9 protein-coding genes are annotated in these 17,994 nt (G+C 35.2%); 5 read left to right on the top strand and 4 right to left on the bottom strand.

Features of this window, described 5'->3' with window-relative positions; translation table 11 throughout:
• The first annotated feature begins 23 nt into the window (after positions 1-23).
• The 5 genes from HNP99_RS11900 to acs all read left to right on the top strand — a co-directional run bounded on the left by HNP99_RS11900 (position 24) and on the right by acs (position 8,948).
• Positions 24-1,775, top strand: a complete 1,752-nt coding sequence (locus tag HNP99_RS11900; RefSeq protein ID WP_173853610.1) for a sodium:solute symporter family protein — start codon at positions 24-26, stop codon at positions 1,773-1,775.
• 266 nt (positions 1,776-2,041) lie between these two features.
• On the top strand, positions 2,042-4,750 hold the full coding sequence (locus tag HNP99_RS11895) for a sensor histidine kinase (RefSeq protein ID WP_173853609.1): 2,709 nt from the start codon (positions 2,042-2,044) through the stop codon (positions 4,748-4,750).
• Positions 4,747-5,109: a response regulator transcription factor gene (locus HNP99_RS11890; protein ID WP_173853608.1), complete on the top strand. Its 363-nt coding sequence runs from the start codon at positions 4,747-4,749 to the stop codon at positions 5,107-5,109. Before HNP99_RS11895 ends, HNP99_RS11890 begins: the two co-directional genes overlap by 4 nt.
• A gap of 17 nt (positions 5,110-5,126) precedes the next feature.
• Positions 5,127-7,028, top strand: coding sequence for an AMP-binding protein (locus HNP99_RS11885; protein ID WP_173853607.1), 1,902 nt, complete (start codon positions 5,127-5,129; stop codon positions 7,026-7,028).
• Positions 7,029-7,040: 12 nt separating this feature from the next.
• Positions 7,041-8,948 (top strand): acetate--CoA ligase, encoded by a 1,908-nt coding sequence (gene acs, locus HNP99_RS11880; RefSeq protein WP_173853606.1) that lies wholly within the window; start codon positions 7,041-7,043, stop codon positions 8,946-8,948.
• Between the two features lie 179 nt (positions 8,949-9,127).
• Here the strand turns inward: acs and HNP99_RS11875 are convergent, their stop codons facing one another.
• From HNP99_RS11875 to HNP99_RS11860, 4 genes are all read right to left on the bottom strand, one after another.
• Entirely contained in the window at positions 9,128-12,028 is a 2,901-nt protein-coding gene (locus HNP99_RS11875; protein ID WP_173853605.1) for an alpha-amylase family glycosyl hydrolase, read from the bottom strand.
• A gap of 61 nt (positions 12,029-12,089) precedes the next feature.
• Positions 12,090-13,199 (bottom strand): SusE domain-containing protein, encoded by a 1,110-nt coding sequence (locus tag HNP99_RS11870; RefSeq protein ID WP_173853604.1) that lies wholly within the window; start codon positions 13,197-13,199, stop codon positions 12,090-12,092.
• Positions 13,200-13,221: 22 nt separating this feature from the next.
• A complete protein-coding gene (locus HNP99_RS11865; protein WP_173853603.1) occupies positions 13,222-14,826 on the bottom strand; it encodes a RagB/SusD family nutrient uptake outer membrane protein in 1,605 nt (534 codons plus the stop codon).
• Between the two features lie 37 nt (positions 14,827-14,863).
• Complete coding sequence (locus tag HNP99_RS11860) at positions 14,864-17,839, bottom strand: SusC/RagA family TonB-linked outer membrane protein (protein WP_173853602.1); 2,976 nt, start codon at positions 17,837-17,839, stop codon at positions 14,864-14,866.
• Between the last annotated feature and the right edge of the window lie 155 nt (positions 17,840-17,994).

Below are 17,994 nucleotides of genomic sequence, written 5' to 3'. Positions count from 1 at the left end.
TTAAACTATAAAAATAAAACATCATGGATTTACAAACTTGGACCTACATAATTGTTGGAATAACATTTGCACTTTATATCGGAATTGCAATCTGGTCGCGTGCAGGAACTACTAAAGAATTTTATGTTGCTGGAGGAGAAATTTCACCACTCGCAAACGGGATGGCTACTGCCGCTGACTGGATGAGTGCCGCATCATTTATATCGATGGCTGGAATTATTTCCTTTGATGGCTACGATGGAGCTGTTTACTTAATGGGATGGACGGGCGGATACGTTTTACTAGCGCTTTTACTCGCACCCTATCTTAGAAAATTCGGTAAATTTACTGTTCCTGATTTTATTGGAGAACGTTATTACTCTAACAGTGCCCGTACGGTGGCTGTAATTTGCGCACTTGTAGTCTCTTTTACTTATGTTGCTGGGCAAATGCGTGGCGTAGGACTAGTATTCTCTAAATTTCTAGAGGTTGATATTAATACCGGAGTAATTATAGGGATGATTATCGTACTTTTTTACGCAACCTTAGGAGGAATGAAAGGTATCACCTATACGCAAGTAGCACAATATTGTGTGTTGATTTTTGCTTTTATGGTTCCTGCAATTTTTATTTCGATCCAAATGACAGGAAATCCAGTTCCACAATTAGGAATGGGAAGTACCGTTACAGGAACTGATACGTATTTACTAGATAAATTAAATGGATTATCAACTGATTTGGGTTTTGCCGTTTACACAGATGGAACCAAATCAATGATTGATGTTTTTGCGATAACACTTGCCTTAATGGTAGGAACAGCTGGATTACCACATGTAATTGTTCGTTTCTTTACCGTAAAAAGAGTGAAAGATGCAAGAAAATCAGCTGGGTACGCTTTAGTTTTAATAGCCATTTTATACACTACTGCACCTGCTATTGCTGTTTTTGCAAAAACAAATTTAATTGAAACCGTAAACGGAAAAGAATATTCATCAATGCCTGCTTGGTTTACTAAATGGGAAACTACAGGATTACTTGCTTTTGATGATAAAAACGGAGATGGAAAAATTCAATATTATAATGACAAATCTACTGATACTGCATTTTTAGCCGCTCAAGAAGCAAAAGGAAATAAAGGAAGTGAATTGACCATTGACAAAGACATTATGGTACTTGCAAATCCTGAAATTGCTAACTTACCTAATTGGGTTATTGCATTAGTTGCAGCTGGAGCTTTGGCTGCTGCTTTATCTACTGCTGCTGGATTATTATTAGTGATTTCTGCATCAGTATCTCATGATATTATTAAGAAAATGATCAACCCAGATATTTCTGAAAAAGGAGAACTTTGGGCTGCTCGTGGAGCCGCAGCTGTTGCTGTTGTGATTGCTGGTTATTTCGGGATCAATCCTCCCGGGTTTGTCGCCGCCGTCGTCGCATTAGCATTCGGACTGGCTGCCGCATCACTTTTCCCTGCGATTATACTTGGTATTTTTGATAAAAAAATGAATAAAGAAGGTGCTATCTCAGGAATGGTAATCGGGTTATTGTTAATGCTTTTCTATATGTTGAAATTTAAATTCGGATTATTTGATGGCGGAAAAGATGCTGTTGCTGGCTTAAAATCAAGCTGGTGGTTCGGGATTTCTCCTGAAGGTTTTGGAACAATCGCCATGGTTGTAAACTTTGCTACTGCTTTCATCGTTAAAAGCTTCACTCCTGACCCTCCTAGTGATGTTCAAGATATTGTAGAAAATATCCGTATCCCATCTGGAGCTGGCGATGCTACGCACTAGTTGTTATTTAATAGATTAAAATAATTTTTAAACAATACAATCTCTACATTTGTTTGTAGAGATTGTATTATTTAATGCCATGAAAAAAAGACACGAACAAAAATTAGTTATTTTATCACTGCTAATGTTATTGGTATTGAATATTCCGCTGTTGTTGTTATTTGATAATGCCTCAGCTGTTTTAGGCTTCCCTGTTATTTATTTGCACATTTTCTCTGCATGGCTATGTTCAATCCTCATCTCTTTCATTATTATAAAAAGGTATTATGAGTAGTCTCGGCCTCTTATTAATTTTAACCATCTATGTATCAATATTATTTTACATAGCACATTGGGCTGAAAAAAAGAGTCGGTCTAAATGGACAAATAACGCCTACATTTATTCCTTTTCTCTTGCCGTTTACTGTTCTGCATGGACTTATTATGGCAGTATTGGTGTAGCTGCAGACTCAGGCTTGAGTTATTTAACAATTTATATAGGCCCCATTATTATCATTCCTACTTGGATGATTATTTTAAAAAAAATAATCCGAATTTCAAGAGTGAATAAAATAACCAGTATTGCTGATTTTATTTCTCTTCGTTATGGCAACAGCAGGTTTTTAGGAGCACTAGTAACTCTAGTGTGCATCTTTGGGGTTTTACCCTACATCGCACTGCAACTAAAATCTATTTCAGATACCTTTAATATCGTCACAAAAACCCAATCAAGCACTAATATTTTTAGTGACACCACAACTTATGTTTGTATTGCATTAGCTTTATTTGCTTCTTATTATGGTACAAGATATGTTGATGCTTCAGAAAAAAGACGCGGTATTGTTACCGCTGTAGCAATAGAGTCTATTCTTAAATTAATCTTCTTTTTGATCATCGGGATTTACGTTACTTACTTCGTTTTTGATGGATTTGATGATATTTATACCAAAGCTTCATTACTAGAAAATTTTGATAAAAAAAACACCATCGGCGGACTATCCGAAGGAATCAATTGGTTCTTTCTTTGTATTTTATCCATGTTTGCCATTTTTCTTTTGCCAAGACAGTTTCACACAGCTATTGTCGAGAACAATAAAGAAAAACACATACAAACAGCCATTTGGTTGTTTCCATTATACTTATTGCTATTTAATATTTTTGTTTACCCAATTGCTTGGGGCGGAAACATACTTTTTGAAGGACAAGGATTAAATGCAGACACCTATTCCTTATTAATTCCGCAGTTTTTCAACAATAAATTCCTGACTGTATTGGTGTTTCTGGGTGGTTTTTCAGCAGCAATTTCCATGATTATTGTATCCTCCATTTCTCTGGCCACAATGTTAAGTAACAACCTACTTATTCCGTATGGATTTGTAGGATCTTTAGAAGATATTTCCGAAGAAAAAAACAGCAAACGCATTGTAATCAGTAGAAAAATAGGCATCTTCTCGTTGATTATTTTTGCCTATGCCATCTATCGCGGTTTCGTTCTTGATTACTCTTTAGTATCCATTGGCTTGGTCTCTTTTGTTGTAATTGCACAACTCGCACCTGCCTTTTTTGGTGCAATATTCTGGCGTAGGGGTTCTAAAAAAGGTGCTGTAACCGGTATAATTCTAGGATTTCTAGTCTGTTTATACACCATCTTGATTCCGTATGCCATCGGTGTAACTAAATCTTCAAGCACCTTCATTCAAGAAGGGCCGTGGGGAATTACAATGCTCAAACCATTTGAGATTTTAGGCTTAAATTATTTAGACCCTATTCAACATGCCTTTTTCTGGAGTATGCTATTGAACGCCATGAGTTACCTCGCTGTTTCTGTGAGTTTTAAAGGCAATTACAGAGAACGCAATTATGCCGAAATGTTTGTAGATATTGACAAATACATCACCAATCATGAAAACGCATTTGTCTGGAAAGGAATTGCGTATGTATCTGACATTCAAAAAGTTCTAAAACGTTTTCTAGGCGAAGCAAGAACAAAACGTGCATTGACTATTTTCAACCAAAAATACAATGTAGACAAAAACAACAATACGGCTGACGCCAAATTTATAAAGTTTGCCGAGAATTTATTGACGGGTCACATAGGTACGGCTTCCGCCAAAATTTTAATAGCGAGCGTAATTAAAGAAGACAAAATAAGTTTACCCGAGGTACTCCGAATTCTGGAAGAGTCAAAAGAAAACATCATTATCAATAAGAAACTAACTGATACTTCAAAGGAACTTAAATCGATTTCAGAAAAATTAAAAAATGCCAATCAAGAACTAGTTAATAAAGACATTCAAAAAGATGAATTTTTAGATACCGTCACACATGAGCTACGCACCCCTATTACAGCAATTAGAGCGGCAAGTGAAATCCTTCATGATGATGACGATATTCCACCAGAAATTAGAAAACAGTTTTTAAAAAGTATCATCACAGAGTCAGATCGTTTGAACCGTTTGATTGATAAAATTTTAGACTTAGAAAAATTTGAAACTGGCAAACAAAAGCTTTACCTTTCTAAAAACAATATTTCTAAAACCATAAAAAACACTTTAGAATCAGTTAATCAACTTATAAAAAACAAAAATATAAGTATCGAACTTCATTCAACTTCAAATGAAGTAAAAGCTTTTTATGACGAAGAGAGAATCATTCAAGTCATACATAATTTACTTTCGAACGCTATAAAATTTTGCTCAGATACAGCTGGTAAAATCACGATTACTATACTTGAAAACAATCAAAATGTAGTAATCAAAATTCACAATAACGGTAAGGAAATAAAAAAGGAGGACATGGATTCTATATTTGACAAATTCTATCAATCCCGAGATCAAAATGTAAAAAAACCTATTGGTAGCGGTTTAGGTTTGGCTATTTGCAAACAAATTATCGAACACCATAAAGGAAAAATCTGGACAGAAACCACAAAAAATGGCGCTACCTTTATTTTCACTTTACCCAATTACAACACCACGGAAAAAAATATCATATGAAAAAAATTTTAATTGTAGATGACGAACCTAACATTGTGATGTCACTCGAATATACTTTTAAAAAAAATAATTTCGAAGTTTACATTGCACGTGACGGTCAAGAAGCACTAGACATCCTGGAAAAACAACTTCCAGATATTATTATTCTAGATGTAATGATGCCTATGGTAGATGGTTTTGCTACTTTAGAACAAATAAAAAAAGATAGTAAACTGCAGCATTGCAAAGTCATTTTCCTTTCGGCAAAAAACAAACAGCACGACATTGACAAAGGACTCGAATTAGGAGCCAATTTATATGTGGTAAAACCTTTTTCGATAAAAAAACTAGTAGAACAAGTACAAGAATTAACACAATAATTTACAATAGTAACCGTATGAATTACAATAATTTTTACACAGAAAGCATTCGTGATCCCGAAAAGTTTTGGGCTACACAAGCAGACACTATTGCCTGGTACAAAAAACCAGAGACGATTTTGTCTGAAGATAAAAACGGCTATCCGTTATGGTATAAAGATGGCGAACTTAATCTTTGTTACTTAACAATCGATAAACATGTAGAAGAGGGTTACGGTGATGAAATCGCCTTAATTTACGATTCTCCCGTAACGCAAACCGTCAAGAAATACAGCTATAGCGACATCAAAACAGAAGTTGCAAAACTAGCTGGCGGCATGCTGGCTTTAGGATTAAAAAAGAATGATACGGCAATTATTTACATGCCTATGATTCCGCAAACAGCATTTGCCATGTTGGCTTGTGCTAGAATTGGCGTGACGCATTCGGTCGTTTTTGGTGGGTTTGCTCCTCATGAGCTGGCCATTAGAATCGATGATTGCAAGCCTAGAGTGATTATCACTGCCTCATCAGGAATAGAAGTTGACCGCTTAATTGCTTACAAACCATTAGTAGACGAAGCGATAAGCCTTGCCGAACACAGACCGAAAAAAGTAATTGTTTTTAACCGAAAACTGGGCGCTAAAGTTCCGTTTAAAAAATACGATGTGGATTATGAAACGCTCGTTTACGGTTCAGAGGAAACTCCTTGCGTTCCTCTGCCCGCGACACATCCTTTATATATTCTATACACTTCGGGCACCACCGGAAAACCAAAAGGGATTATTAGAGACACTGGTGGTTATGCCGTAGCACTTTTATTCTCAATGAAATATATCTATGACGTACAACCAGCTGAGACTTTTTGGGCTGCATCTGACATGGGTTGGGCTGTAGGACACAGCTACATTCTTTACGGCCCTTTGTTGAACCGAAATACAACGGTAATTTTTGAAGGAAAACCAATTAAAACTCCTGATGCAAGTACGTTCTGGAGAGTCATTGCTGATCATAAAGTAAACACGATGTTCACTGCTCCCACAGCCATTAGAGCAATTAAAAAAGAAGACCCTGATGGTGACTTTATAAAACGATATGATTTAAGTTGTTTGAAAAATCAGTTTTTAGCAGGAGAACGTTGCGACAATGCTACGATAGAATGGTTTCAAAAACACATTCCTATTCCGGTAATTGACCACTGGTGGCAAACAGAATCTGGCTGGCCTATGGTGGCAAACTCACTAGGATTAGAAAAAATGCCTGTAAAGTCTGGATCAGCAACGAAAGCGGTCTGTGGTTATGATATTAAAATTTTTAATGAAAACGGAGAGGAAGTTGGGACTAACGAAGAGGGCTTAGTAGTTATTAAACTCCCTCTTCCGCCGGGAAATATGTTAGGTATTTGGGGAAACGAAGCCCGTTTTAAAGCAAGCTACTTTGATAAATTTGATGGGTATTATCTTTCTGGTGACGGTGGTTACAAAGACAACGACGATTACATTTTTATAACAGGAAGAGTTGATGATGTGATAAACGTTGCTGGTCACCGATTTTCGACCGCAGAGATGGAAGAAATCGTATCTTCACATGAGCTAATTGCGGAGTGTGCGGTGATAGGAATTCATGATGAGTTAAAAGGACAAGTACCTTTTGCTTTGGTTGTAACCAAATTAAATGCCACTATGAGCCATTTTCAATTGCAGCAAGAAATTGAGAATTTAGTGCGACAACAAATTGGGGCTGTTGCCTCCCTAAAAAATATAGTAATTGTAAAACGATTGCCCAAAACGCGCTCCGGAAAAACATTGCGCAGGTTATTACGCAGTTTATGTGATGGCGAAGAATACCAAATTCCATCTACCATTGATGATGAAAGTATTATCGATGAAATAAATAGCGTTTTAAAAGAACATGAAATTGGTTGTTATAAAATTAAATAAAACTTAAAAATTATGAGCCGTTATAAAATAAATAATCTAGAAGAATATTTTAAAGAATATAAAAAATCAGTTCGAGAGCCTAAAAAATTCTGGGACAAAATAGCTTCTGAAAATTTCACTTGGTACCAACAGTGGGATAAAGTAGTCGATTTTAATATGGCTGAAGCCGAAATAAAATGGTTTACCGAAGCTAAAGTCAACATTACAAAAAACTGTATCGATAGGCATCTGGCAAAAAAAGGCGATAAAACCGCTATTATTTTTGAACCAAATGATCCAAAAGAAGATGCTTTGCACATCACTTACAATGAATTGCATCACCGCGTAGGTAAAATGGCCAATGTTTTGCGCGATCAGGGAGTAAAAAAAGGCGATCGCGTTTGTATTTACTTGCCTATGATTCCTGAATTAGCGGTTGCTACTTTGGCTTGTGCTAGAATTGGAGCCATCCACTCAGTTGTCTTTGCCGGATTTTCAGCATCAGCAGTAGCTACTAGAATTAAAGACAGCGACTGTAAAATAGTCATCACCTCTGATGGTGGTTATCGCGGAAACAAAACAATTGATTTAAAAGAAATCATTGACGAAGCCTTGACTGATTGTGCCTGCGTAGAAAATGTTTTAGTAGTTAAAAGAACGAACAATCCTGTGACTATGAAAGAAGGTCGCGATCAATGGCTACAGCCTCTTTTAGACGATGCATTAGAGAATAATGTGGCTGAAATCATGGATGCCGAGGATCCATTATTTATATTATACACTTCTGGCTCAACTGGAAAACCAAAAGGAATGGTGCATACCACAGCAGGATACATGGTGTACACGGCATATACTTTTAAGAATGTTTTTAATTATGAAGAGAATGATATTTACTGGTGTACCGCTGATATTGGTTGGATTACTGGACATTCTTATATCCTTTATGGTCCGTTATTAAACGGAGCTACAACGGTAATTTTTGAAGGTGTACCGTCTTACCCTGATTATAGCCGTTTTTGGGAAATTATCGAAAAACATAACATTACACAGTTCTACACTGCTCCAACTGCTATTAGAGCTTTAGCAAAAGAGAGCTTGGACTATGTACAAAGATTTCCCTTAAAAACATTAAAAGTAATTGGCTCCGTGGGAGAACCAATTAACGAAGAAGCTTGGCACTGGTACAACGATCACGTGGGAGACAAAAGATGTCCTGTTGTAGATACCTGGTGGCAAACAGAAACGGGTGGAATTATGATTTCGCCAATACCTTTTGTAACCCCTACAAAGCCAACCTATGCAACTTTACCTTTACCAGGAATTCAACCTGTTTTAATGGATGAAAAACGCAATGAAATTGAAGAAAACCAAGTGGTAGGTAGTTTGTGCATTAAATATCCTTGGCCGGGAATTGCGCGCACTATTTGGGGAGATCACAAACGTTATAAAGAAACCTATTTCTCTGCTTTTCCTGGTAAATATTTTACTGGTGATGGTGCTTTGCGTGACGAAGTAGGCTATTATAGAATTACAGGAAGGGTTGATGATGTGGTTATTGTTTCAGGTCACAACTTAGGAACTGCTCCTATTGAAGATGCCATCAACGAACACCCAGCAGTAGCCGAAAGTGCTATTGTAGGTTTTCCTCATGATATAAAAGGAAATGCTTTATATGGTTTTGTAATTCTTAAAGAATCAGGAGAATCACGAGACAAGGAAAACCTTAAAAAAGAGATTAATCAACAAATTTCGAACCAAATAGGACCTATTGCTAAACTTGATAAAATACAGTTTGTTTCTGGCTTGCCTAAAACACGTTCTGGAAAAATCATGCGTAGAATTTTGCGTAAAATAGCCGAAGGTGATTATTCTAATTTTGGAGATACCTCAACGTTATTAAATCCTGAAATTGTTGAAGAAATAAAAGAAGGAAGAATCTAATTTTTTATATCGAGCGCAATCGAGATGCAATAATAATTATCTACTCTGCTCAAACTAACAATTGGATTATTTTATAAATAGTATTGACATTAAAGCTACTTCCTTGACTGAAGTAGCTTTTTTTTATATAAAAAAAGCTGCCTTTTCAGACAGCTTAACCAAAATAAAAAAACAAATTACTAACTTTTTACCAACTTCATTACCTGAAGTTGCTGTTCTTGATTATAGACTTTTACCATGTAAACACCCTTTGGTAAATCATTTACATCGTATTGATGGTCTTTAGAAAAATTATCTTTAAAGGTCTTTATCAATTGTCCAGTAAACGAATATACTTGTACATTTATTGCTTCAATATTGATCATAAAATAATTTGATGTAGGATTAGGAAATATAAAAACCGAATTGTCACTTTCAAAGTTTGTAATGGCCAATGCTGCTACTTTATTTCCATAAATCCTGAAATCTCCTGCGGCAATTGACATTGGATCGTTAACATTAGTCACATTGATTGTTGAGTTATCCATTAAATTGTACCAGGTTCCCGTGTATGGAAAACCAGTAGGCACATTTTGAGTAGTTACATCAAAATTAGCCATGATTAACACATCTTTTAATTGCGTAGCTGCCAAAGCTGTATTAGTGATTTTAATATTTTGTAGTAATGTACTAGAAGTACTCATTGTTGCCGTACCCGCAAAAATAGGTTCAGAGACCTTCAAGGCAATTATTTTTGCCCAATCATTGTAAATTTTGCTTCTAGCGTTATTTTCCAACCAGTTATTTACCCATTGCGGTTGTGGCTTTGTATCTAATTTACAATCACCCGCAGTAGCATCTGATGGTGTGTTTAGCGTTCCGTTATTACAACTAAATATTGATGTCTCCCAACCAAGTTCTCCAAAATGCCAAATCATTTTTGGTCCTGGAACCAATAACGAAACCGCTCCTATAGTAGACATTCTTGATAAAGCCACATCTAAATTTTTTACATTATGAGTTGTATTTGTAGCATTACCATACTGTAGGTTTTTATACATCAAGCGTTCTTCATCATGACTTTCGGCATAACCTACTAACCTGTTTGCTGCAAAGCCACGACTAGCACTTGTCATTCCTGAAATAGTAGCAGCATATCCCATAGAAAGCTCATTGTAATTATCCGTCATTTTTCCCCACATCATAATTCCCTTACTGATTCCGTCTGGTTCACCAGAGATTCGGTAATTTGCCCATTGTTGCTCTTCTTGATTGGTTCCTAAATGCTCAAAAATAGTATAATGCGTAGGATCTAAACTCCATGAATAATCGGCATAGGTTTTTAGCACCGCTACTCTATCTGCCTGAAATTGATTTGTACAATAATCCTGACCTCCAGCAACTGCTGCAGGGCAATTTTGAGTAAAACCCTTAGTTAAATCCCAACGGAAACCGTCAATTTTAAACTCTTCGACCCATTGCTTGATGACACGTTTTACATAATTTTGAGTTCGTGGCAATTGGTGATTAAAATCTTCTCCCACGTTATAACTGTGTTTTGCTTCGGTATTGAAATACGGATTTTCGACTGTAGGAGATCCCCAACCGTCGCCATCAGGATCGTTCATCCACATTCTAACCATTGGGTTTCTACCAAAAGCGTGGTTTAAAGCAACATCCAGAATTACGGCTATACCGTTTTGATGGCACAAATCAATAAACTCTTTCAGCTTATTTGAAGGTCCATAAAATTTATCTAGAGCCATGTGAAAAGAGGTATTATAACCCCAACTTTCGTTGCCTTCAAATTCCATTACGGGCAATAACTCAATAGCGTTAATTTTTAGATTTTTAAAATAGTCAATCTTGTCAATAAGGTCTTGAAAATTTCTATGCGAATCAAAATCACGTACAAGCACTTCATAGATTACTAATTTTTCTTTTTCAGGTTTTACAAAATTAGTTGTTGCTGTACTCCATGGGTAAACCGTTTGCCCCGTTTGCAAAACGGTAACTTCACGCTCTTGCCCTGTTGGGTAAACAGGCATATTAGGATATGTAGTACTCGGGATTCCAGCATCATCAAAAGGGGATAAAACCAACGTAGAGTAAGGATCTGCCGTTTTTACTAGAGCAGGAGAATTTGCAATAGGAGTTGCATCACCCACCCAATATTGATAAGTATTTATTGCTCCCGAAACTAAACCCGTTAGCGTTAACCAGAATTTGCCATTTACAGGATCTTTTTTCATCGAATAAGTAGCTGTAGGCTGCCACATATTGAAGCTTCCGGCAACATAAATAAAATCTTTGAAAGGTGCATCAAGTACTAAAGTAGCTTTTGTTGCATCCGTAGTATTGTAATTAATCCCATCTACTAATCCTACAGGCATCACTTCAGAAATAGTTCCTGGATTGACTATAACATTAAATTTCTTGGTAATTGTTGTTGTTCCTTGTGTAACTACTAATTCGTAATTTTGATTTCCTGATAAATTAGTGTGTGAATAGCTATAACTTGTAGTAGCTGAATTAGCATTAATACTTACTCCGTTTACTTTTAAATTATAACTCGCATTCCCACCAGAATTGGTAGCTGCAATTGTAAAACTACTTCCCGAAGTGATAATTGTAGTACTATTTTCTGATGGTGAATTTAGTGTAACTTGAAATACACCCACCTCAGCTAATATGTCTTGTGATTTTTTATCTCCACTACCGTCTTTGGCTTTGACCAAAAAACCTATTTTACCAATAGCGGTAGTATTGTAATAGGTTGTAGGAGTGATTGTTTTTGTATACACATCTAAAGTTGCATTATAAACAAACTTACTCGCCTCATCAGATGCAGTCCATGAACCATTTACTGGAGTTCCTTTTTGTGTTGTATCATTTGTATCAAAAGCCCAAGCCCAAAGGTACAATGCATTTCCAGTTACTCCCCAAGCTGCTTCGTTAATACTACTTCCGTTTATAGTAATAGTAATTGAGGCTGTTTCTTCGAAAGTAGCTGGATTAATGTTATAAGTCACCGTTTGTTGTTGAGCAAATACAGCTACATTTAATAAAAAGCATGCGATTAAAAGTAATGTTTGTTTCATAGTTTTGGCTTTAATAAAAAGGGCTATCCAAATTAGATAGCCCTTTCAATATTTAAGTATTTTATTCTTGATTTGGTATCATTAAATAACTACCATCTAAATCATTAAAGTAAATTTTGTATTTAGACTTGGTTACAGGAATATTATCAGCAGTACCTCCGCCTGAAAAAGCTTTAGAACCACCCCAGCTAACATCCCAAGCATCATTAGCTCTAAACTTAGCTTCTCCATCATTTAATGCCGTAACCCCAAGGCTCCAAACATGTGTATTAAAACCTGATTGAGTCATCGCTGTAGAAGCATCCCAACTATTAGCAGTACTACTACCTATAATACCAACTGTAGTAAAACTAGCTGCAGCCGTTGCGTCATAAGCAACTAATGAAGCTTCTAAAGTATTTGTATTCATTGTAAAAGTATAATAACCTGCTGTTGCAATAATAAATGTCCCAGGATCAGATTCTGAAGTAAGTGTTTTAATTCTAATTTTTGTATTATCGCTTCCTTTACCCAATTGTGGTAACCAGCTACCAAGTGTTGAAATAAATTTAAATTCACCTGCATTAAAATAACCGCTAAACTTATAAACGTTAGTATCTGTACCACTTCTAAATAAAGGTTGGTGTACTGTAGTTGCATCATTATCCCATCCTCCCGCTACTGCAGATCCAATTAAATACCAATCAGTAAATGGATAAGCGATCAATCCTGAATATGCATTAATACTAATTGTAATTGATTTTTCAGAAGTCATGGCTACGCCACCTGAAACACTTGACTTTATTTTCACATCAAACAAAGTAGGCACTCCTGGCTCTGCACCTAACTCAATAGCAGCTTGATTTAAATTTTTCACAATAATAGCAACCTGTGTTGTATTACTTGTAGTTGCTAATGTTAAAGCATTTTCAAAATCACCGTCTTTTTTATCTATCAACAATGTGTAGCTAACGACCACATTGTCTGAATATTTTGCAGCAGACCATACAAATCTGTCTACTTCATTCGTTCCATTTTCTTCAGTTAAAACATATTGCTTAGCCGTTTCTGGAGCTAACAATTCAGGTGTTGACACTGACTCAATAACAGGTCTACTTTCTACATCATCTGCATTACATGATACTAAAAGTACACTAAGAAATGCGATCAAAATTTTATAGTTATTTTTCATTTTTATAGTTTTATAAGGTTAATTAGTATCCTGGATTTTGTTTTAATGTTGGGTTTGCTTGAATATTCCTTGCTGGAATAGGCATCAAGTCTCTATATGATGCAGTAGAATTACCATTCATAGAACCACCTTTCCATTGCCAGATTTTAGCACTACCGGTGAATTTACCAAAACGAATTAAATCAGTTCTTCTATGACATTCCCAAAATAACTCTCTTCCTCTTTCGTCTAGAAGAAAATCAAGTGTTAAATCAGCTGTGGTAATTGCTGTTGCATTTGCTCTAGCTCTAATTTTATTTACATAACCTAAAGAAGTGGCAATATTACCTGTAGCAGCTCCTCTTAAAGTAGCTTCAGCATACATTAAATAAGCATCTGTTAATCTAAACATTGGGAAATCAATATCTGGGATATCGTTTCTTTGTGCCGCTGTTCCGTCGGCATTTTTATTAATGTATTTAGTTACTGCATAACCATCTGTAAAAGTTCCTACGTTGTTGATATCTAGTGACTGTCCATCTGTATAAAACAAACCTCTTTTATCAGCGATTCCGTTTGCGTCAGGAAAAAGATTAACAAACTCTCTACGAGTTCTAATCCCTTGCCATCCACCATCCATACCACGGCTAGCAGCATCCATGCTACCACCTATAGAAGCGTGCATGATAAAACTCATTCCACCACCAGTTGCTCTAATCGCATTTCCATCTCCTACAATAGGAAAAATCACTTCGTTTTGAGCACCGTTTCTGTCGTTATCTGCAGAAAATATATTTTTGTAAACAGGAGCAAATGTGTAATTTGAGCTTGTAATAATCTCATTAGTTAATGTAGCTACTTCACTAAACTTATCCTCTCCTATATAAACTTGAGCGTTTAAATATACTTGAGCTAATAAGAATTTTGCCGCAGTTTTATCAATTCTACCATATTCATTAGATCGAGAATCAGCTAGACTACTATCTAAATCTATCAATTCTGATTCTACAAAGGCAAAAACCTCTGCTCTTGTTTTTTGCTCAGGATAGAAAAAACCAACTGGATCTTTCTCAGTAGTAATAGGTACATTACCAAATAAATCCATCAGGTTATAATAAGAGAAAGCTCTTAAAAAACGTGCCTCAGCTCTAAAAGTGGCTATTTCAGCTTTCAAACCTGCATCGACACCTCTAGCTGTTAACTTCTCATCTGTGGTTTGTCTTAAAAATTCATTAGCAACACTGATATGATAAAAAGCTCTTGAATAAGTTCCTTCAAGAAACTCATTTGCTGGTGACCAGGTTTGTGCATTCAATGTAGGTAAAGTTCCATCAGCCCAAGCTATAATTGCTTCATCAGTAGGAAATTCTTGCGTTACAAAAAGCAAACGCAAATAACTACTAAAGTCCCCTCCTATTCCAGCAATATCAGCTGCTCCATCTCCATCATTACCTCCCACATACAAACCAGCATATAATTTTGCTAGTACTTGTTTGTAGGATGCTGGATCTTGAAAAAAGGTTTCAGATAAAAATTCATCATCATCTCCGGGTGTAACATCCAAGTCACTCGTACACGATGAAAGCGCCATACTCACTCCCATAATAAAAAGAAGGAAATAAGATATATATTTAAATGATATTTTCATTTTGTTTATTTTTAAATTTTTATTTATCAGTATACTATTAGAAATTGGCATTTACTCCAAACAAGAAAGTTCTCGCTCTTGGGTAAACATTATTATCAATTCCATTGAACTTTTCTGGATCTAAACCGTCATATTTTGTCAAAGTCAAAACATTTTGAACACCAGCAGTAAATCGTAATGAAGCTGCTTTTAATAATGTTTTATCAAAAGTATATCCAAGAGTGACATTATCTAATTTTATAAAAGAAGCATCTTTTACAAAATAATTAGACAAGTATCGCTGTGTACCATTGTCTTCAAATTTAAAACCTGTATTGTAGTAATCAGCACTTACGTTAGATAAATCAGTTTGCCTTCTTAAACCTGCATCTGAATATCCTAAATTAGAACTTACATTATCAAAGATATAATTCCCTAAGCTAGCTCTCCAGTTCATTGTAAAATCAAACTTTTTATAGTTTAAAGTTGAAAAGAAACCAAAAGTATAATCGGGTGCCGGTTTATGATATCTGTAACGGTCAGCTGTATCAATTTTTCCATCATTATTTCTATCTACATAAGCTCCTGCAATGGGTCTTTTATCAGCATCATACAATTGTTCATATACAAAAAATGAATTTGGTGTAAACCCTACAGAGTTAATTTGAATTTTATTTCCGTTACCTCCAGAGATATTATCTCCAGCTAAATAACCTTGAAATCCTGGAACTGTAATCCCTAACTCTGATATTTTTTGATCAATATAAGTAGTATTGAAAGCAACATTCCATCTTAAATTGTCATTCTTAATAATATCCGACTCAATACTAAACTCTACTCCTTTAGTTCGTACACTTCCTATATTGAAAAAACCTTGATTTCTAATGTTTGCACCATCAGGAATTGCTATATCAGCTAGTAAATCAGTTGATTTTTTATCAAAATAATTAACAGATCCCGTTATTCTATCATTAAAGAATCCATAGTCTAAACCTACGTTCATCTCTGCTAATTCTTCCCATTTAATATTTTCATTGTATCCTTCTGGTCTTGCAGTAGCATATATTGTATTCCCAAAAACATATTGTGAATTAATAGTTCCTAAAGTTACTCTACGTAAATAATCGTACTGCGCTGAAATATCTTGCTGACCCGTTGTACCGTAACCAACTCTTAATTTTAAGGTAGAAAGCGTTTCATTGCCTTTCAAGAATGCTTCATCAGACAAATTCCATGCAAAAGCAGCTCCTGCAAAATTACCCCACCTGTTTTCTTCTGAAAAACGTGAAGTACCATCTCTTCTATAGTTTAAAGTCAATAAGTAACGACTATCAAAACCTAAATTTAAACGTCCAAAATAAGATTGCAAGTTGATATCTGGATCTGTAATTACATCTTCATTAGGATTAGGTTGTCTAGTTTCTCCAGATTGGTATTTTTCTTTTTGAAACAATTGATAATTGTAACCTGCTGTAGCATCAATTTTAAATTTACCTAAATCTTTAGTATAATTAAAATACGCATTTAAGTTTTTATTTTGAAGCGCATCAGTATAAGTAGAATAGTTTCCTAAATTAACGTATCCTGGATCACTAAACGCTTTTGGCTGATATCCTAGAACACTTTCAGTACTTACATTAGTAAAACCACTACTATCAAATCTATCAATACCAGCTTCAACAACCACTCTTAAATCTTCAAAGAAATGCAATTTATAATCTAACCTAACATTTCCCCATTTTCTTGTAGAAGTGGATCTACGTTCATCTTGATTTAATCTTGCTACTGGATTTCTTGCAGGTAATAACGGTAAATTTCCGTTAGACTCTAACCATTCAAAGTAACCTCCGTAACGAGAACCCGCTTGATAAACTGGTTGTGTTGGATCATAACCTATTGCACTTCCAATAACACCACCTTCATCTTGAAATCTATTTTTACCAAAAGATAAGTTTCCGCTAATATCAATTTTTAAATGATTATCAAACAAAACTGGATTTAATGATAATGACGTTGTTGTTCTTTCAAAAGAAGTGTTTTTAAGAATACCCGGGTTATCAACATTACCAACTGATAATCTTATTGGCAACTTTTGGAACAAAGCACCACTTACTGATATATTATTATTAACGGTTAGTGCAGTATGAAAAATTTCATCTTGCCAATCCGTGTTAGCTGTACCTAATAACGCTTTTTGAGCATCTGTTCCTTTTTCGTTTACTAAAGCTCTATATTGATCTGCGCTTAAAACATCAACTGTATTAGCTACAGTATTAATACCTACCTGAGAACTAAAGTTTATTTTTATGCGTCCTTTACTTCCTTTTTTAGTTGTTATAACGATTACTCCATTTGCCGCTCTAGATCCATAAATAGCTGCTGCAGAGGCATCTTTTAAAACAGTAAACGACTCTATATCATTAGGGTCAATTGTAGATAGTATACTCGTTGAACCCGAAGGAACATTATTACTTAAAGGCAAACCATCTAATACAATCAATGGCTCATTAGAAGCACTCAAAGAAGACCCTCCACGAATACGAATATCTGCCTTTGCTCCTGGAGACCCTCCACCAGTTACATTTACTCCTGAGATACGACCACTGATTAAACTTTCTGGAGTTACGTTTTGTCCTTTGTTAAAATCCTTTGCTGCTATTTGAGAGACAGATCCCGTAGCATCTTTTTTCTTAACTGTACCATATCCTACTTGAACAATCACTTCTTGAAGCATGTTTTGATCTTCTTCTAAAGCAACTGTTAATGATTTTTGACCAGTATAAGAAATTATTGAATTTTTGTATCCAATGAAAGAAAAAACAACTTTATCGCCGTTCTTAACTTTTAACAATTGAAATTTACCATCAAAATCTGTTGAAACGCCATTTATTGCGCCTTGAATATTTACATTTACTCCTGGAATAGGTTGTCCTGATGCTTTATCAACAACAACACCATTAAAAGTAGTCTGAGCTAGAATACTAAAAGGCAGTAGTAATAATAAAAATAACAACTTTTTATAAATTGTTTTCATACTTTTTGTTTAAATTAATTAGTTTTAATTGAATTTTACTCTTACTTCGAATGTTAAATTTATGTAAATTTTAAGATGCTCGACAATCACAATTTTAGAAAAGGTTACGAAAACGTAATAGTGTTGAAAACTTTCTGAATAATCTAATTTATTAA

The organism is Flavobacterium gelidicaeli (genome assembly GCF_013294005.1).
Classification (GTDB): Bacteria; Bacteroidota; Bacteroidia; order Flavobacteriales; family Flavobacteriaceae; genus Flavobacterium.
The sequence above is the reverse complement of the archived record's forward strand: the minus strand, read 5'-3'. Positions and strand labels throughout refer to the sequence as shown.